This window comes from Ligilactobacillus salitolerans (genome assembly GCF_003864415.1).
Lineage (GTDB): Bacteria > Bacillota > Bacilli > Lactobacillales > Lactobacillaceae > Ligilactobacillus > Ligilactobacillus salitolerans.
In genome coordinates this window covers 22,381-40,888 of record NZ_BFFP01000012.1, presented here as the reverse complement: position 1 = coordinate 40,888, position 18,508 = coordinate 22,381, and the positions used below count along the sequence as shown (strand labels likewise).

The following is an 18,508-nucleotide window of genomic DNA, read 5'->3' as shown; positions in this document are numbered from 1 at the left end:
ATGTAGGAATTTGTAAAAGGGGGCATTTGTATTGAGTAATGTTGTTAAAGATGCAGCCGAAAGTACTTTTCAGGAGAATTTTGTCCAGGAGCTGACTAAACATGATTGGGTCGCGCCTGAAGCCTTGAATGGGAACCTCCATGAGGTCTCAGTTGATGATTTGATCAATAATTGGCGTGTCCAGCTGAATAGGATCAATGCTGATCAGCTTGAAGGTCAGGCACTGACTGATGCTGAATTTGATCAAGTTATGATGCGAGTCAGGCAAATCAGTAATAGTTACGAAGCTGCCAAAATGCTTTCAATTGAGGAATCAACGGGTAAAATCGATGGAATTTTTCGTGATAGTGGGTTAGAAGTTACCCGAGAACAAATCACGTTGACAATTTTTAAAAAAGCAGAGGTCCACGCAGGAGATTCAACTTATCAAATTGCCCGTGAAGTTAAAACTGACCATGGTAATCGCTTTGATATTGTTTTGTTGATCAATGGGCTACCTCTGATCAACATCGAACAGAAAAGAACCGATAAGAATTTAGAGGAAGCATTTGGGCAGTTTCAACGTTATTATCGTGATGGCGAATACTCGAATAACTTCATGGCTTTCTCGCAAATGATGGTCCTTTCTTCAGAAGTTGATACGCGTTATTTTGCGACACCTAAGTCGATTGATGATTTCAATCCCAGTTTTGTGTTCCACTGGGCTGATAAACAGAATCGTCCTATTAATGATTGGCGCGAAATTACCCAGACTTTACTTAAGATCCCCATGGCTCACCAGATGGTGGGAGATTATTTGGTAATCGATGAGGCTAAGGATCCAGAAAATCAACGCCACATGTTAATGCGGCCATACCAAGTCTATGCCTTGCAAGCAATCGAAGCAGCATCAAAAGGTCGTGATGTCGACAGCGGTATAGCGCATGGGGGATTTATTTGGCATACGACGGGCTCTGGCAAGACAATTACTAGTTTTAAAACTGCCTTATTCTTATCCACGCGCCTGAGTTTTGGCAAGGTGGTCTTCTTGGTGGATCGGCGTGAATTAGACAGTAATACATCTGATAGCTTTAAAAACTATTCAAAGTATGAGGCGGTTGATGTTGACGATACTTCTTCAACTAACCAGCTTAAGAAACGCCTTAGGCAAAGTAAATCAGGAATCGTTGTGACCACAACTTTTAAACTGAATTCATTAGTGAAAGAGATGGTTGAAAATCATGACTACAGCTTGGCTGATCAAAAGCTGATTTTCATTATCGACGAAGCACATCGAACAACGATGGGGCAGATGATGGGAGATATTAAGCATTACTTCAGAAAATATGGGCTGTTCTTCGGCTTTACTGGGACACCATTGTTTGACGAAAATAAGGTTAAGGGTAAAGTTAACGCTAAGAGTGAGGTCATTAATACCACAACTAAACTTTTTGGACCGGAATTGCACCGCTATACAATCGAAGAAGCAATCGCTGATGGAAATGTACTTGGCTTTCATGTTGATTACGTAAATACAGGTGAGTTTAAAAGTTATGATGATTTGCGGGACAAATTGATCGAAAAGCAAGAAGAGGAACACCCAGAAAAGGGTAAGCGTGAAATTGAACGCAAGGTCCAGCAATTGTCTAATTTGGAAGTCGAACAAGCAGCCGTTAAAGATGATTTATTGGTCTATCAGGATGAGACACATATTCCACGAGTCGTGACTGACATTTTAAATCAGTGGGAAAGCCAGTCGCAAGCTAGGCAATTTAATGGTATTTTGACTGTTGCCTATAAGGAACGTGTGATTGCCTACTATAAAGAATTCAAACGGCAGATGGCTGATAGAGACGAGAAAATCAACATTGCGATGACCTTTAGCTTTGGCAATGAAAATGATCCAGACAACGTTGCGACTAAAGTCGTCAAAGAAATGTTTACCGATTATGGCGAATTCACTGGGATCCACTTTGAAGCAGGAAACCAGCAGCATGGTGAAAGTGCCTATTTCGAGGATCTGACCGAAAGAGCCAAGAAGGGCGGCAGCGGAAGGAATCCGAAAAATATTGATTTAGTGATCGTTGCTGATCAGCTGTTGACGGGCTATGATTCGAAGCGCCTGAATACCTTGTATGTTGACCGCTCGCTGGAATTGCAAGGCTTGATTCAAGCTTATTCGAGGACCAATCGTGTTTTTGGTGCATCCAAGGAATTTGGCACAATCATCAATTTTCAATTGCCCAAGGTCACTGAAGCAACCGTTGATCAGGCTTTAACATTATATGGCAGTGGTGGAAAGAATAATCCCGCCATTGTTGATGTTTATGAAAATGCAGTCAAGAAACTAAAAATTGCTTTTGATGAATTGCGTCAAACTCTGACTGATCCGACTCGTTGGCAGGAAATTAAAGATGATGAAGAAGCCAAGAAAGGGTTTGAAGCAGCCTTTAAGGACGCGTCAAGTCAAGCTAATATTGTTGAGCAATACTATGAGTTTAAATGGGTCGATGAGACATTTGGAATGAGTGAGCACCTGTGGATGCAATATATCGGTGCGTACAAAAACCTCTTTCCACGAGAGCCGATCGACATAAAAATTGTCCAGGTCAGAGATTTGGCAGGCAAGACGCAAGTTTCTGGTTCACAGGTGATCGATGCCGCACATATTTTAAAATTGATCGGTCAAAAGGTCGATACCACAGGCAAGGTTCAGACAGTTGATGACGAAACTTTGCGAATCATTTATGAGCAAATTCAGGAATTGAGTAATATGGGGCAAGATATTCAAGCTAAGTTGCTGCTTAGATTTGTCAAGGAAGAACTAGTTCCAGGAAATTTATCGGCGGACGTTAACTTTGATGAAGCATATGATCTGTGGAAACAAAGTTTGGAGAAAGAACAGGTCGATCACTTTGCTGCTGAACGTGGGATTGATGCGGATCTATTGCAAAAATCAGTGACAGCATTTTCGATTGGAGAACCTGATGTGGTTCCATACATTGATGAAATTACAACTAGAGCTGATTTTGGCAAGGCCAAGGATAAATCAGCTGGTAATCAGCTAATGCATACGATTAAACTAACAGGGGATCTAGCTCAATGGATGTTGGATGTTAAGCAAAGGTATAATTAACTTTTAAGGTTAGGGGAGACCCTAGCATTTTTTACTGCAGTGGAACAGTAAGTTTTGAACATTTAAAGAAGCTTGGTAAAATCTGAGGCAAGGGCAAAGCAACAGATTGACCAAACTTAAAATCCTTCATGAGCGTCAGCCGACATAGCAGGAGGATATGTTATGGTAGATTCAAAGAAACAAGATGAGCTTTTTCACGCATACTATCAGCGGTGGATCACAGTTTATAAGGAAGGAGCCATCCGACCAGTCACGATGGCTAAATATCTGATGGCATATCAATGGTTAGTGAAACTGGTCCCGCAATTAAAGGTTGTGGAACTTAATCGGATCAACTACCAAGAATTGCTTAATTCTTATGCAGAAGAACATGAAAGACAAACGACCATGGATTTTCATCATCAGCTCAAAGGGGCGATCCTTGACGCAGTTGACGAAGGATTGATTGCGCGTGATCCAACTAGAAAAGCTATTATTAAAGGGAAAACACCTCGGGAGAAGAAACCGAAATACCTGAATCAGTATGAATTGCATACGATGTTGATGAACTTAGAACTGGGTGAACAACTTGATTGGAACTGGTTCATTCTTTTGGTGGCTAAAACTGGAATGAGATTTTCGGAAGCTCTAGCTTTAACTCCTAAAGATTTTGATTTTTCCCATCAAATGGTGATTGTCAATAAAACTTGGGATTATAAAGGGCAGGGTGGATTTTTGCCAACAAAAAATCAGTCTTCAGTTAGGAAAATTCAACTCGATTGGCAGACCGTGATTCAGTTTTCGCAAATGATTAAGGGATTATCGGAAAATCAGCCTATTTTTGTGGATGAAGGCCAGAAAGTTTATAATTCGACCGTGAATGGAGTGCTGGAAAGGGCATGTAAGAAGGCAAAAGTTCCAACCATTTCGATTCATGGACTTCGCCATACCCATGCTTCATTACTGTTATTTGCGGGGGTATCAATTGCTAGTGTGGCTCGAAGATTGGGGCATGCGAGTATGACTACAACTCAGAAAACGTATTTGCATATTATTCAAGAACTGGAAAATCAAGACATTGATTTAGTTATGAGATCCTTATCTGGTTTGAGTTAAAACGGCGTAAAAAGGCTGACGCTGATGAAGAGCGATAGTTTGGTCAAGTTGTTTGAAAAGCGAACCCACTTTAGCTTGCTCGTCTTTGTTTTTTGGCAAAGTTATCAGCAAGTCTTTAACAATTGAGCCGGATAAATTCCCTTGGCCACCTTGTAGATAAGTTGAGATGATGGTTTCTTTTTGTTTTTTTAGCCATTGAACAATCATGTAAGGGTCGTCACCTTTAGTTGGACGGATAGCTAGTATAGCTTGGTTAATTGCCCCGTTAATTCTTGAAATACTCGTTTCACCACTGGTTGCGCCATATAGAGCATAAAGAATATCACCGATCCCTACCATCTTTGCTGACGAGTTATTTAACCCAGCATCTGTGATAAAAAGCTCTGTTGAATCTGATGAGATTTCACCCGAACGGATAAACGGAATTTCACCGCCATAGTATTCAGCTTTTCCCGCGGTCGGAGTTCCACCAGAAAAAGAGTCTGTGAAAGCACCCAACTTACGCTGTTCCCAAGTGTTTGCAAATTCTCCACCATTTAAGGTAAGCTGGGTAAAGATTAGCACGATATGAGATTAATAATGGAGGTCGGTGTTTACTTTGAATTTCTACACATACAATTCTTTTGAAAAGAAATCAGGCGCACTCACATTCGCAGAAGCGGAGGAAATTTATTCCGAGCTAACGGGACTGGTCGAGATTGCTGGACAAGAAACGCAGGAATTATGGGATGAATTTGTCAAAGTCGCTGTGACTTACGCGGGGACCCGCGGCACTTGGCTGCTGCTATCGAGCCAGGAAAAAGCAGCAATCGATGATCGGCGGACCAATGAACATGATGCGGTGATTTACCAGTTGACATTATTGAAACGGATCTTTGATAAACAAGGTTTGCCTGCAGAATGGTTCGATCAACTGAGGCTTGATAGCGTTCGTGCTCGCAAACGTTTTGGTGACTTTGCCTGTTACGTTGCCTATATCTATGGGGTCAATGCTAGATAAGTTAAATTATGATGAATAAAGCGTCACTGCCAACGTTATTTTTGTTAGCGGTGACGCTTTATTGTTTTAATTAAATCCGATTTTCGTCCGGTAATTTTCATGACTGTGTTCTTGCATAAATTTTTGCAGATGCCCGATAATGTCGGTTGGCAAAACAACATAGGCGTTTTCAGAGAGCTGATCAGCGATGGCGCTATGGGTGTAGACAGCCGCTTGCAAGGCTTTTTGTGGGTTGGTTTTGGCAAACTGACCCATAAAGGCTGCAATGATCCCGGTCAGTGTATCACCCATGCCGCCAGTTGACATGTATGGTCCGCCAAGAGGTAAGCGAAAAGTTTCTGCATTGGGAGCATAAATCTCGGTATGATGTTTCTTTAAGATCACAGTCGCGCCCAGCTTCTCTTGTTGAACTCGATTGGCTGTTTCAGTTTGCTGAGCGATCTTAATCCCTGACAGTCGCTGCCATTCCATTTCGTGGGGGGTAAAAATGATGTGAGCCTGCGGTAAATTGGCTTGCAAATCCTTTTCTTGTGCCAGTAGGGTGATGGCTGAACCATCGATGATCAGATATTGCTCTTCGCTCACATTGGCGAAAACATTGGCGATGATCTTCTTTGAAGTTTCATCCGTTCCGAGCCCTGGTCCCAACACGATGGCGGTTGTACTCTTAAGCACATTATTGACAGCTTCATTGTCCGTGTAGTCCACGAACATAGCTTCAGGTACTGTGCTGTGCAAGGCAGTCAGGTTGGCGGGGGCAGTTGCGCACGTCACCAGACCGGCTCCAGCGTGAACCGCAGCCGACGTCGACATGATGATCGCGCCGCCGAAGTTTTCGTTACCTCCGATCGTTAAAACTCGCCCGTAATTGCCTTTATAACTTTCTGCCGGCCGGGGACTGATAACTGATAATACATTTGTGTCTAAATCTTTCAAATTGCTCCCTCCAAACTTTTATTTTAGTAAAAATTGGCTGATTTGCTGAATAGTCTGCTGGTGGATCTGTTGCCGGTCAACGCCCGGAGCGTCTTGGTACCAGAAAGCATCAGCTGACGGAAAACTTTTCTTATACGGTAAGAAGATGAAATGGCCAACATTTTGCGGCAGTTCGGTATATTTAGCAGCGGGAAGAAAGTGGTGGTAGACTCGTCCGTTTAAATCGACTGGGGCGATTTTATCGCCGCCTGGAGCGATCAGTAAAATTGGGATCTCAACATTCTTGGTTTGATCAAATGAACCTAAACCGCTGCCTAAAGCTGGCGAAAGTGCGACAACTTTGCGAAAACGTTCGTCCTTTAAGTCTGGTGGTACTTCGCTGGGATCTGCCTCAACCACTTTGCCGGTCAGCTTGCCAAATGTAGGCATATCAGTTGATTGGGCAACATTTAGGACGGCTTTTTCCTTTTGTTTGATCAAATTCTGGTCAACATTCACACCAGCTAATGCGAGCACCGAGTAAGCGCCTAAGGAGAAGCCGATGGCAAAGATCTGATCATTGTCGATCACGCCGCCATAGTCGCGTTGGAGCTGGGAGAGCAAAAAAGAAAGGTCACGCGGCCGTTCCCAGTAGCGTTTGAATTGTTCCGGCTCGGGGTGATCGAAGGTGTTGCCAAAATGGTCTGGCGCAGCAACGATGCAGCCTTGCTCAGCTAACGGTCGAGCTAACCACGCCAAGCTCAGGCGATTGCTGCCTGAACCGTGCGACAGCAAAATTAACGGGAGTTTCTTGACTGCTTTTGTCAAGTCAATTTCTGCAGGAGACCAAAGTGTCGTTTTAAGCGGCCGATCAGTCCGACTGGGATCAGTATAGGTAATAGTTTGCGTTGTAACTTTAACCAATTTCCTCTTCCTTTCAGTTAATTCTCTAGCTTTAATTATAACAAAAATAACGATTTCAGACATGGTTCAGCTTGCAAGAAACACAAGCGAAACGGTTGCAATAATTTCAAGACAACGACTATAATTAAAGATAGTGAAAAGCATCACAAATAAGAAAGGGGCTTATTATTATGGCACGTTTGGATGGCAAGGTTGCACTGATCACTGGCGGGGCGAAAGGTTTTGGACTCTCAACGGCAAAGCTGTTCTTACAGCACGGGGCTAAAGTTGTGATCACAGATGTTGATCAAGCAGGCGCAGATCAAGCACTGGCTGAGCTAGATAGCGACAATGTGATCTTCATCAAGCAGGATGTCTCAAAAGAAGACGAGTGGGAACCAGTCTTCAAAAAAGCAGTTGAGAAATTTGGACCGGTTAATGTGGTGGTGAACAATGCTGGTATTCTGGAATTTAATGATGCAGAACACATTACTACTGAGGAATGGCACAAGATCCAGGCGGTTGATGTTGATGGTGTGATCTATGGCGTCAAATACGGGATCAAATATCTGAAAGAAAAGGGCGGTTCGATCATCAATCTTTGTTCGATCGCTGGGTTGATAGGGATTTCCAATTTGTATGCCTATAATGCTGGCAAAGGTTCAGTGCGGATCTTGACCAAGTCAGCAGCCTTATACTGCTGTGAACAGAATTATCCGATCCGAATCAATTCGGTCCATCCAGGCTATGCGCATACGCCAATGGTCGATGCTTATCCGGAAATGCGGCAAGATCTTGAAGCTTTGCACCCAATGAAACGTTTGGGGAGTGCAGAGGAGATCGCTAATATGGTAATGTATCTAGCTTCCGATGAGTCCTCATTTTCGACAGGCAGCGAGTTTGTCGTTGATGGCGGGTATACTGCACAATAGGGTGAGCATTAAAGGGCGGTTTTCAAACCGTCCTTATTTTTTGAGTGAAAACGGCGTTGTATGTAGATTTTTAAGCTTTAAAAGCAACTTTTTCGTACTTAAAAACAAAAAAGTTGATAAAAAGACTTTTATTTTCTGCCAGATTATTGTATGATGTTTAAGTACTGATTTGAGAGTTTTGCCACTGTGGCGGAATTGGCAGACGCGCAGCGTTCAGGTCGCTGTTTGGGTTATCCAAGTACAGGTTCGACTCCTGCCAGTGGCATAAGAGAAGCCTTTAACACTAGGTTTTCAGCGTTTGTTGGACAACATTTGGACAACAGCTTATAAAGGTTCTTCATTCCGAGAGGGTGAGGAGCTTTTTTTATTGCCAAGATTTTACAGCAGATCTTCGATATGATCGTCAGACTTCGCTTTATACTCAATTAGGTAGGCATATTTCTTCAACGGGGAGATCATGTCAGTATGGTCTAGCAGTCTGCTAGTGCGTATAAGACTGCATCTTTAGACAAGAGACTAGCCGCATGCGAGAGCCGTAAACTATGGAAATGGAGGCAATGTCTTTCCTACCGATTTTACAAATAGCTTTGTCTTTATACTTATTATTGTGTATAATAGAATGTGTAGTTAGGGGAGGAGTACAGAAAGATGCCTATGAAGCCGAAAGAAATCGTTAAGTTGTTAAAAGCCAACGGTTTCATTGAAAAATCTCAACGCGGTTCACATCTCAAAATGTACAATCCTGAGACACACGTTTCAATACCAGTTCCGATTCATGCAAAAGAATTGAAAAAAGGTTTGGAACAAAGCATTTTGAAACAGGCAGGGCTGAAATAAGCCTTTGTTTGCTGGACTTAATTGCAAGGAGGAAACAACCATGGCAAACTTATTAGTCTATCCAGTTATACTTCATCCAGAAGAGAAAGGTTACTTTGTTGAAGTCCCAGATATTGATGGCGGATATACTCAAGGAGAAGATCTTAAGGATGCAATTGAAATGGCTGCTGATATGATTGGCTTGATGCTTGAAGATGTTACAGATTACCCTAAAGCTTCAAAATTAGAAGATATGGATGTTAAAGACGGAGACATTAAAACAATTGTTAGTATAGATATGGATGAATATCATCGCAACAATCCAAAGACTGTCAGAAAGAACGTATCTGTTCCTGAATACTTGGTAAAGTTGGGTAAGGAGAAGAATATAAACTTCTCAGCCGTTTTAACTGAAGCGTTGAAAGTTAAACTAGGTGTTTAGCAGGCGAAAATAATAGAAGGGCGATCGAAATTGCAACGATTGCCTTTTTTGTTGCGCTCAGTATGGGGTAGCAGCAAGTTGGTGCAAGTCCAATGTGAGTCGTAGTGGCCGGTATCACGATTGAAGGCAAGGATGTCTATCGTGGGGTATGATCTAAAGAAAGCTGACCGCACCAGTTGAAGTTTTTCATCGCTTCAAGCCATCACATTAAAGTCGTGAAAACTACCCGAATGGAATATTGCCTTTTTTATGCTAATAAATTAAAAAATAAAATTAACTGCTAGGGTTTTATTTACTATTCCTTTACATTCCCACAACAGAAAAAACATCTCTGAAGCGTAGCGTTATAGGTGAAGAGATGTGTGATCGCGCTAAAGGTTAATGGGAGGTAATATGATGATCAAGCCAAAAATCGTCTCGTCTATTTTTCATATTATTTTAGGTGCTCTGTTAGCCTTGTTGGTATTGTTTTTGACAAATGTATTGCAGATCCGCTAGATGTTCTCAATTATCCAGCCTAGTGCAGAAATATGAGCTATAGATCGCATACAATTTGACACTAGATTTCTTTCCCTTATAATGTAAAAAAATTTATCCTTTAGACGGAGGACTCAGGATGGCAGAAACAGAAGAATTGTCAGGCGCGATCACAAAGTTAGAGCAACAGGTCAAAGAGTTCATTCGAATTGGCGACACTACTAAGACAGTTGAGTGCCAACGGAAAATTATTCAATACAAGATGGCATTAGCTAAAAAACAGTGAAAAAAAGAAATCCCCCATTTTAAAATGCGGGGGATTTTTTGTAGCCTAGAGATAAATAAATTTTATTAAATTTAGTAAATTTTTATTGCAGTGAATTGATTTATTGTTAAAGATGCGGTACGCTTAAATGAAAGCGTAAACATAGAGAGTAAGAGAGGGAGTAATCGTTATGACAGAGAATAATTCAATGTACTTAATTGGACGGGCGAAGATTTATCGTGACGAAGCACAGCGAGGCATCGAACTTGAGTCACAAGGCGAAAATCAGCGCGCCCAGCTAGTTTGGAAAAGCCTGAAGAGAGCCTGCGAGGCAGAACTAGCAAATTATTCACAACAGGATGAAGCATATTTGCATTTTTTGCAACGGATTTCTGCTTCGTTGCAAGATGACGATGCGCTGTTGGCTGATTTAGAATTAATTCGTCTCGCCAGTCGCCAATTCTTGAGTGAACAAGGCCGCTAAATATAGGACAGCAAATAAAAAGCGTGTTATACTAAAGCTGATAGGAAGTGTATCTTCTTAAGCTTTATATGTAAAAAAGGAAGTGGTCACAGTGACAGAACAGGAATATAAAACCATCCTTGTACCAGTCGACGGTTCTGAAGCAGCTGAAAAGGCATTGACGAAAGCGGTTGAGGTTGCCAAAAGAAACCATGCACATCTAGATATCTTAAATGTAATCGACTTAAAACAATTCTCTGTTAGTTTTGCAGGCATGTTAAATGCAAGTGGTGACGTGGTTTATCAGACCTTTGAAGACGTGGATAAATATTTGGCCGAACTGCAAAAGAAGGTTAAAGATCAAGGCTTAGATGACGTTGATGTCCATGCTCGTTTCGGATCGCCGCGAACAGTCATTGCTAAGGACTTCCCAGAAGATCATCAGACTGATCTCATTATTATGGGACCAACAGGTTTAAATGCGGTTGAACGTGTCTTTGTTGGCGCGGTAACCGATTACGTGATCCGGGCAGCAAGTTGTGATGTTATTATTGCTAGATGATCACTTTAACTTGATTATAAATTTAAACCGTGAGGGGGTGGCTTAAATTGGATATTGGAGCTGGTGTGGTTTATGTCATGTTGTTTGTGTTGATGATCTATAATTTGCGTCGGAATTATCACTTGACGAAATTACGTTCAAAAGCAAAAATTAGGCAGCCGGAAAAACTGTCAAAACAAGAGCAGGGGACCTTGAAAGGCTACACAGCCGACAAAAAGAAGTGGTCCATTTTAGGTCAGATTTTTTTCTTGACCTCCTTGTTTATGGCTTTTAAAGGAACTTTGGCGCAATTAGCTTTCTTCATGGATCTGTACACAGTTGCGATGATCGTGGTCAGCAACCGTGACATTGATATCATTAAACTCTTGCGTCAACCATCGCAATCAAACTAAGTTTAGAGTACTGACTGATCTCTCATTAGATAAAGTGGGAGGTCTTTTTTTGTTGAGAACGTTTTGTCTCAAGCAGTAGTCATAAATTTTCCTTTCTAATAGTAACTAAACAGTGTATACTATTTAGTAAGCGCTTTATTTATTAGTTTTGTAGAGAGGATTTTTATGATGGAAATATTAGCAGTTAATTCAGGGAGTTCAAGTTTTAAGTTTAAGTTATTCGAAATGCCGGCAGAAAATGTAATCGCTTCAGGTCAGATCGAGCGGATCGGCTTGCCGGGTTCGATCATTACAGTTAAACATCACGCAGGTGAAAAATTTCACCACAAAGAAAATATTAAAAATCACCGTGAGGCCGTTCAAGTTCTAATGGATCTATTGTTAGAGCTGCATATCATTAAAGACTACTCAGAAATAGAAGGCGTTGGACACCGGGTAGTTGCAGGGGGAGAATATTTTGATCATTCAGTGATCGTTGATGACAAAGTGATCGACCAGATTCGCAGTATTTCTGATTTGGCTCCTTTACATAATCCCGCAAATCTTGTTGGGATCGAAGCCTTTAGAAAAATTTTACCCGCAGCAACTTCTGTAGTTGTTTTTGATACCGCATTTCATCAAACGATCCCGGAAGAGAACTTTATTTACAGTGTTCCTTACGAATGGTATGAAAAATACGGTGTCAGACGCTATGGTGCCCACGGGACCAGCCATCGCTATGTAGCTGGTGAGGCGGCGAAAATGCTGAAACGTCCGTTAAAGGAATTGAAGCTGGTCAGTTGTCATATTGGAGCTGGTGCATCGATTTGCGCGATCAAGAATGGCGAGTCTTTCGATACTTCGATGGGCTTTACCCCGCTGACTGGTGTCTCAATGGCAACCCGTTCTGGGGATGTGGATGTGTCTTTGGTTTCTTATGTGATGGAAAAGATGGGGATCGATTCAATTTCTGAAATGATCTATTTGCTCAATAAGAACTCTGGTCTCTTAGGGGTCTCGGGTATTTCACCAGACAGTCGCGATGTTCTCCAGGTCGCACACACTAACCACCGCGCGCAACTGTCACTAGATATCATGGTGAAAGATATTGTTAAGTATATCGGCCAGTACGCCTTTGAAATGGGCGGCTTGGATGGGATCATATTCACAGCCGGTGTTGGCGAAAACTCTGATGAGATCCGGGCTGCGGTCATGGAACGTTTAGCTTTTCTCGGGATCACAATAGATCAAGAAGAAAATTTGAAACGCGGGGTGCAAGATATTGTCTCTGGTCCTGATTCTAAAGTAACTGTGATGCGGATCCCAACCGATGAAGAAGTCATGATCGCACGTGATGTTCTGGCTTTGAATGAAGTCCCTCAAGCCACCAACTTTTAGTTTAGAGCAGGGGCTTAAGCCTTGCTAGTAAAGGCTTTTGCAGGGCTTTGAAAAAAATTAAAAAATGTAATATTTTTGTAACCAAAAAGTGTTAACAAACCTCCTAAAAAGTGGTAAATTATTCTGGTCAATAAAAAGATAATTAATTCATTTAGGAGGCTTTGTCATGGGCAACAAGCTTGATATTTTGCGCGATTATCAAGTAGCAGAAGAAGAGGCTGCCGAATTAGACAGCGTCTGTGCGATGATGGGTGATTCTACAGTCAGCCATAATCTTCTGAAGGTTTATGATGAAAAACGCAGAAGCGTACGCAACGAGATCAGTAACCTGCAAAACATCTTAGAAGCAATTGAAGCTGCTGAAGATTAGGCGGATGACTCGGGCGATCAAATCAAAAACAAAACAGATAAACTAAAAAACTATGGCGGTACCCATTTATTGAGGGTATCGCCATATTTTTTTAGTAGCGCCTTTGTTTAAACTGCTGCAATTGCTGCGAAGTTAGGCTGTTTATTTCAACAAGTTTATTTTCGATTTGGTCTAAGACATGATTTCGATCGGCTAGGTTCTCCACAAAATCATACTTATCACCGTCGATGATCAAAAAAGGTGAGATGTTGTAAGAGCTGGCCCATTCGCTATAGTAGTTCAACAGATTATGATAATAACTGACTAAAGATGGGTCGGTGTCGATCTGTTCGAATTCACGGCCCCGTTTTTTTATCCGAGAGATCATTGTCTCATATGAAACCTTGATCATGACCATCAGATCCGCGTTGGAATCATCCGAGACAAATTTTAATTCGGATAACATATTGTCCAAAAGTTCTTGATAGATCTGATATTCGATCTGGGTAGCATTCCCCATATCAGTGTTCATTTTCATAAACATCGCGTCTTCGTAGATCGAACGGTCCAAAATATTATTGGTGCCGCTTTTAGCCTGCTTGATCATCTTGAAACGACGATTGAGGAAAAATGTTTGTAGGAGATAGGCGTATGGATTAGAAACATTTTCTTCTCCGGCCGATCGGCGTTTGGCGGCAATTTCGTTACCTTGATAAAATAATGGAAGCACCGGATTATCTTCAACGGGTTCATAAAATGGTGTAGTGCCAAGTTCTTGTGCTAAAATTTCGGTCAAGCTGGATTTGCCAGACCCAATAATTCCGGCTAAGGTGATCAAGCGCGGACAACTCCTTTTCGGTTTTAAATGCTCAAACGACCACAGTTTGCGGTCCCATGTTGATTTGGCTGCAGATGCATACCTCATCTATTTTACATTGAGCAAGAGGGCTTTTCAATCTTTAGTTCACCGGCTAAAGTTTATAAATTAATTTGCAAGAAAAACTGGTACCTTAATTGACGGAAATGTATAATTAACCTGTAAATCTTAACAAAAATGTGTTTAGCTTTGGAAAAAGAAGGAGAAAAACGAATGATTTCAAGATATACTCGACCTGAAATGGCTGCTATCTGGAACGATCAGACTAAATATGAATGCTGGTTGGCTGTTGAAATTGCTGCTGATGAAGGGTGGGCCAAGCTTGGCCAGATCCCGGAGGCTGATGTTGTCAAGATCCGAGAAAATGCTGCCTTTGACGTTGATCGGATCGCAGAAATCGAATCTGTGACTCATCATGATGTGATCGCCTTTACCCGTAACGTTTCGGAGTCGTTAGGGGACGAGAAAAAGTGGGTCCATTACGGTCTGACTAGTACAGACGTAGTTGATACCGCTTATGGTTATCAGCTCAAAAAGGTCAATGATGTTTTGCGGGCTGACTTGCAGCGTTTTAAAGAAATCATCGCGACCCAAGCCAAAAAATATAAGCAGACTGTCATGATGGGGCGGACGCATGGTGTCCACGCTGAACCGACAACTTTTGGTTTGAAATTAGCTCGCTGGTACTCTGAGATCAATCGTGATATTGAGCGCTTTGAGCATGCCGCTGCAGGCGTAGAAGCCGGTAAGATCAGCGGAGCGGTCGGCAGTTTTGCTAACATCGATCCATTTATTGAAAAGTATGTCTGCGATAAATTAGGGCTTCGCGCGCAAGAAATCTCAAGTCAAGTTTTACCTCGTGATCTGCATGCTGAATATGTTGCCGTTTTAGGCTTGATCGCCACTAGCTTGGAAGAATTTGCAACTGAGATCCGGGGCTTGCAAAAGTCTGAAACTCGCGAAGTTGAAGAACATTTTGCCAAGGGACAAAAAGGTTCCTCAGCTATGCCGCATAAGCGTAATCCGATCGGATCAGAAAATATTTGCGGCTTGGCTCGTGTGGTTCGTGGGCACGTTCAGACTGCTTATGAAGACATTCCTTTGTGGCATGAACGCGATATTTCGCACTCATCGGCAGAACGTATTATTTTGCCGGATACCACGATTTTACTTGATTACATGTTGAACCGTTTTGGAAAAATTTTGGCTAACTTAACTGTTTTCCCAGAGAGAATGAGATCAAATATGGATAAAACTTTTGGGCTGATCTATAGCGGTCGTGTTTTATTAAAACTGATCGATACTGGGATGAGCAGAGAAGAAGCCTATGATCTGATCCAGCCTAAGACCGCTCGTTCTTGGGATGAACAGATCCCATTTCGGCCGCTGTTAGAAGAGGATCCGCAAATTACTGACAGACTGGATCAAGCGGCATTGGATGATGCATTTGATTATCACTGGCATTTACGCAGAGTTGATGAGATCTTTGACCGGGTCGGCTTAAACTAAAAATAAAATTATTTGCAAATAGCTGACAAAAGGTTTGACTTGACTGCTAAATGGGTGTAAATTGGCGTCTAATGTCGAAAGGAGCATTTTTTAGATGACAAATTTTGCTTACCAAGCTTTTAGTGAAGTTGCCCGCCAGCGCACATTTATCTCGGCTGCTAAAGTACTGAATGTGACTCCTTCGGCGATCAGTCATTCTATTGCGACTTTGGAAGATGAATTGGAATTTCCGCTCTTTATTCGAAACCGCACAGGAGTCACACTGACCCCAGACGGCGAGCGGATCTTGCCTATCGTGCAAGAGATCTTAAATACTGAGATCAAACTACATGAGGAGGCCGATCGGATCAAGGGACTGAATTCTGGCAAACTGCGAATTGGTGCTTTCAGTAGTGTCTGCATCAATTGGCTGCCCGAGATCATTCATGAATTTAAACAGGAATTCCCCGAGATCGATATCAGTATTGAGCAAGGAAATTTCAATAAAGTAACTGAACAGGTGCGCCTGGGCCGCTTGGATATAGGCTTTTCCGCTTTGCCTGTCAGAGATAACTTGCATGTGGTTGCTTTGCACCAAGATCCGATCTATTGCATCGTTCCCACCGGTTTTCACCCCCAAAACGGGCAGACGATCACTCAAGAAGATGTTAAAAATGAACGTTTCATGCTCCAGCAGATCGATTACGATCGGGAAACAAAGCAAGCATTAGACACGTACAGCGTGTCGGAAAATTCGATCCAGTTTAGTATTGATGATGCTTCAATTGTAGCAATGGTAGAGAGTGGTTTAGGTTTGGGGATCTTGCCTGAATTGGCCATGCAAAATCTTGGCGGGAATGTCAAATGTTATCCTTTTTCGCAGCCGTTCAAGCGAACGATTGCTGTTGTTACTCAGGATGAAAAGAGGCAGACACCTTCCAGCCAAGCGTTTTTACAGCTTGTCCAAGAATGGATCAAGCAGCGTTATCCTGCCGAAAAAATTTTGGCAGACTAATTGAAAGAAAAAAATGTAAGCAAAGTACTGGTAAAATAGCTTTTTTTAGGGTATACAATCAAGTAAGGATTTTTAGTTTGATGGGCGAGCTGCTGTAGAGATCTCGCCCATGTTTTTTGGAAAGACGCACCAGGTAGCAAAACGGCTTCGTGCTGTGATTTTAGTTGAGCTGCTCATGGCAGCAGGTTGTGCTTATCCAACTATCAGCTTCTAATGCTGAGGTTCGCATTAAAGCTGATAGTCCGATAATGCTCGCCTGCTGAACGCCATGCTTCGCTCTGTGATTTTAGTTGAGCTGCTCATGGCAGCAGGTTGTGCTTATCCAACTATCAGCTCTAATGCTGAGGTTCGCATTAAAGTTGATAGTCCGATAATGCTCGCCTGCTGAACGCCATGCTTCGCTCTGTGATTTTTAGTTGAGCTCCGAGCAACAGAAAGCCGTGCTTATCCAACTTCGACACTACATTGCCAAGCCCGCAATATAGTGTCAAAGTCCGATAATGCTCGCTTTCTCCCGTTGTTCTTTGCTCTGTGATTTTAGGGGGAATTATAACCGTGAAAGAATTAACCAAAGGCAGTCCTATTAAGTTGATCCTGTCGTTCGCCTTACCGCTTTTGATCGGTAACTTATTTCAACAAATTTATAGTTTATCCGACACTATCATTGTGGGACAGACATTAGGGGTCAAGTCATTGGCTGCTGTTGGTTCTACAGGGAGTATTCAATTTTTGATCATCGGTTTCGCTCAAGGCTTGACCGCAGGCTTGGCTATCATGACCGCCCAATATTTCGGTGCGCAAGATTTTCGCAAAGTTCGGGAAAGCTTTGCCACGAGTATCGTCATCAGTCTCGTTGTAACCTTGATCTTGACATTTTTGAGTGTGTATTTTATTCATGACATCTTAATGCTGATGAATACGCCTGCCGAAATTGAACCTCAGGCTCAGGTGTTCTCGACGATCATTTTTGGCGGGATCATCACCCAAATGGCTTATAACCTGCTGGCAAACATTATCCGCAGTTTAGGGGATAGCCGGACCCCACTCTACTTTTTGATCATAGCTGCGGTCTTGAATGTCTTTTTGGAGTTGCTGTTTATTGTGGTCTTTCACTGGGGTGTTGCTGGTGCTGGTTTTGCAACCGTAACTGCGCAAATGTTTTCAGTTTTGTTTTGTGTGATCTACATCATTAAAAAAATCCCGCTGCTGCAAGTCCATTGGACGGATTTTAAAAAAATCGACAGCAAGGCCATCAAGTCGCATTTGAGCGTTGGTTTACCAATGGGCTTTCAGTCCTCGATCATAGCGATCGGCTCTATCATGATCCAGTCAGCATTAAATGCCTTGGGAACGACTGCCGTGGCTGCGACGACCGCATCTAGTAAGATCGATCAGATCGCAACCTTACCCCTGAATTCCTTTGGTGTAGCTGTTGCGACTTATACTGCACAAAATTATGGTGCAGGAGAATATAGCAGGATCTTGAAAGGGGTCCGCTCTGCGACGATCCTGACTGTTTCCTTTAGTATCGTAGCGGGATTGGTAATGATTATTTTTGGCCAAGATCTGGTCATGGTCTTCTTGGGCAAGAGTGATCCCGGGGTCTTGAAGTTGTCGCAAATTTTCTTCAACGTTAATGCTTCGTTTTATCCTTTGCTGGGACTGCTCTTTATCTTCCGTAACTGTATGCAGGGTCTGGGCAAAAGCGCCGTGCCGACGATGGCCGGCGTAGCAGAATTAGCCATGCGTATTGGAGCGGCTTTGATTTTGGCACCAATTTTTGGATATGCAGGCGCTTGTTTTGCCAGTCCTTTAGCTTGGATCGGTTCATGTCTAGTGCTGATCACATCATATGTACAATCTGTGAAGATGTTAAAAAGACGGCAAGAAGCTAAAGATGCGGGTAAAACACAGTTGGCAGAAGAATAAAACTCTTGCTTTTTGGAGCCAGTTTTGATAATATGCACTTCGTATTCCATAGACAGCCGTCGATGGTGCAAGGTTCAGACGGCTTGTTATCAGTGA

General features: G+C 42.4%; 19 protein-coding genes and 1 tRNA gene. 16 read left to right on the top strand and 4 right to left on the bottom strand.

Annotated features, from left to right (window positions below):
• Positions 1 to 31: 31 nt before the first annotated feature.
• The gene (locus LFYK43_RS04775) at positions 32 to 3,115 is read left to right on the top strand and encodes a type I restriction endonuclease subunit R, EcoR124 family (protein WP_124975981.1); all 3,084 of its coding nucleotides are present in this window, start codon (positions 32 to 34) and stop codon (positions 3,113 to 3,115) included.
• 162 nt (positions 3,116 to 3,277) lie between these two features.
• A complete protein-coding gene (locus tag LFYK43_RS04770) occupies positions 3,278 to 4,210 on the top strand; it encodes a site-specific integrase (protein ID WP_124975979.1) in 933 nt (310 codons plus the stop codon).
• Here LFYK43_RS04770 and LFYK43_RS04765 read toward each other — a convergent pair.
• Complete coding sequence (locus tag LFYK43_RS04765; RefSeq protein ID WP_174713962.1) at positions 4,193 to 4,774, bottom strand: restriction endonuclease subunit S; 582 nt, start codon at positions 4,772 to 4,774, stop codon at positions 4,193 to 4,195. The two genes, LFYK43_RS04770 and LFYK43_RS04765, sit on opposite strands and share 18 nt — an antisense overlap.
• 34 nt (positions 4,775 to 4,808) lie before the next feature.
• Between LFYK43_RS04765 and LFYK43_RS04760 the strand changes: the two genes are divergently transcribed.
• Complete coding sequence (locus LFYK43_RS04760) at positions 4,809 to 5,210, top strand: hypothetical protein (RefSeq protein WP_124975975.1); 402 nt, start codon at positions 4,809 to 4,811, stop codon at positions 5,208 to 5,210.
• A gap of 66 nt (positions 5,211 to 5,276) precedes the next feature.
• Here the strand turns inward: LFYK43_RS04760 and LFYK43_RS04755 are convergent, their stop codons facing one another.
• Positions 5,277 to 6,146, bottom strand: coding sequence for an NAD(P)H-hydrate dehydratase (locus LFYK43_RS04755; protein ID WP_124975973.1), 870 nt, complete (start codon positions 6,144 to 6,146; stop codon positions 5,277 to 5,279).
• Between the two features lie 18 nt (positions 6,147 to 6,164).
• The gene (locus LFYK43_RS04750; protein ID WP_124975971.1) at positions 6,165 to 7,049 is read right to left on the bottom strand and encodes an alpha/beta hydrolase family protein; all 885 of its coding nucleotides are present in this window, start codon (positions 7,047 to 7,049) and stop codon (positions 6,165 to 6,167) included.
• Between the two features lie 170 nt (positions 7,050 to 7,219).
• On the opposite strand from LFYK43_RS04750, the gene LFYK43_RS04745 reads away from it, so the two are divergent.
• The 10 genes from LFYK43_RS04745 (at position 7,220) to LFYK43_RS04705 (ending at position 13,124) form a co-directional block, all read left to right on the top strand.
• Positions 7,220 to 7,960: a glucose 1-dehydrogenase gene (locus tag LFYK43_RS04745; protein ID WP_124975969.1), complete on the top strand. Its 741-nt coding sequence runs from the start codon at positions 7,220 to 7,222 to the stop codon at positions 7,958 to 7,960.
• A 180-nt stretch (positions 7,961 to 8,140) separates the two neighbouring features.
• A tRNA-Leu gene (locus LFYK43_RS04740) sits at positions 8,141 to 8,225 on the top strand.
• Positions 8,226 to 8,608: 383 nt separating this feature from the next.
• Positions 8,609 to 8,797: a type II toxin-antitoxin system HicA family toxin gene (locus tag LFYK43_RS04735; protein WP_124975967.1), complete on the top strand. Its 189-nt coding sequence runs from the start codon at positions 8,609 to 8,611 to the stop codon at positions 8,795 to 8,797.
• A 40-nt stretch (positions 8,798 to 8,837) separates the two neighbouring features.
• Positions 8,838 to 9,218, top strand: coding sequence for a type II toxin-antitoxin system HicB family antitoxin (locus tag LFYK43_RS04730; RefSeq protein ID WP_124975965.1), 381 nt, complete (start codon positions 8,838 to 8,840; stop codon positions 9,216 to 9,218).
• Between the two features lie 616 nt (positions 9,219 to 9,834).
• Complete coding sequence (locus LFYK43_RS12505) at positions 9,835 to 9,981, top strand: hypothetical protein (protein WP_158609185.1); 147 nt, start codon at positions 9,835 to 9,837, stop codon at positions 9,979 to 9,981.
• Positions 9,982 to 10,150: 169 nt separating this feature from the next.
• Positions 10,151 to 10,444 (top strand): hypothetical protein, encoded by a 294-nt coding sequence (locus LFYK43_RS04725; RefSeq protein WP_124975963.1) that lies wholly within the window; start codon positions 10,151 to 10,153, stop codon positions 10,442 to 10,444.
• A gap of 91 nt (positions 10,445 to 10,535) precedes the next feature.
• Positions 10,536 to 10,985, top strand: coding sequence for a universal stress protein (locus LFYK43_RS04720; protein ID WP_124975961.1), 450 nt, complete (start codon positions 10,536 to 10,538; stop codon positions 10,983 to 10,985).
• Between the two features lie 47 nt (positions 10,986 to 11,032).
• Complete coding sequence (locus tag LFYK43_RS04715) at positions 11,033 to 11,377, top strand: hypothetical protein (protein WP_124975959.1); 345 nt, start codon at positions 11,033 to 11,035, stop codon at positions 11,375 to 11,377.
• A 165-nt stretch (positions 11,378 to 11,542) separates the two neighbouring features.
• The gene (locus tag LFYK43_RS04710; protein WP_124975957.1) at positions 11,543 to 12,754 is read left to right on the top strand and encodes an acetate/propionate family kinase; all 1,212 of its coding nucleotides are present in this window, start codon (positions 11,543 to 11,545) and stop codon (positions 12,752 to 12,754) included.
• Between the two features lie 166 nt (positions 12,755 to 12,920).
• Positions 12,921 to 13,124 (top strand): hypothetical protein, encoded by a 204-nt coding sequence (locus LFYK43_RS04705; protein WP_124975955.1) that lies wholly within the window; start codon positions 12,921 to 12,923, stop codon positions 13,122 to 13,124.
• Positions 13,125 to 13,215: 91 nt separating this feature from the next.
• Here the strand turns inward: LFYK43_RS04705 and LFYK43_RS04700 are convergent, their stop codons facing one another.
• Positions 13,216 to 13,941, bottom strand: coding sequence for a deoxynucleoside kinase (locus LFYK43_RS04700; RefSeq protein ID WP_124975953.1), 726 nt, complete (start codon positions 13,939 to 13,941; stop codon positions 13,216 to 13,218).
• 252 nt (positions 13,942 to 14,193) lie between these two features.
• On the opposite strand from LFYK43_RS04700, the gene purB reads away from it, so the two are divergent.
• The 3 genes from purB (at position 14,194) to LFYK43_RS04685 (ending at position 18,412) form a co-directional block, all read left to right on the top strand.
• Positions 14,194 to 15,489, top strand: a complete 1,296-nt coding sequence (gene purB / locus LFYK43_RS04695) for an adenylosuccinate lyase (RefSeq protein ID WP_124975951.1) — start codon at positions 14,194 to 14,196, stop codon at positions 15,487 to 15,489.
• A gap of 94 nt (positions 15,490 to 15,583) precedes the next feature.
• Complete coding sequence (locus LFYK43_RS04690) at positions 15,584 to 16,483, top strand: LysR family transcriptional regulator (protein ID WP_124975949.1); 900 nt, start codon at positions 15,584 to 15,586, stop codon at positions 16,481 to 16,483.
• A gap of 555 nt (positions 16,484 to 17,038) precedes the next feature.
• On the top strand, positions 17,039 to 18,412 hold the full coding sequence (locus LFYK43_RS04685) for an MATE family efflux transporter (protein ID WP_124975947.1): 1,374 nt from the start codon (positions 17,039 to 17,041) through the stop codon (positions 18,410 to 18,412).
• Positions 18,413 to 18,508: the final 96 nt, after the last annotated feature.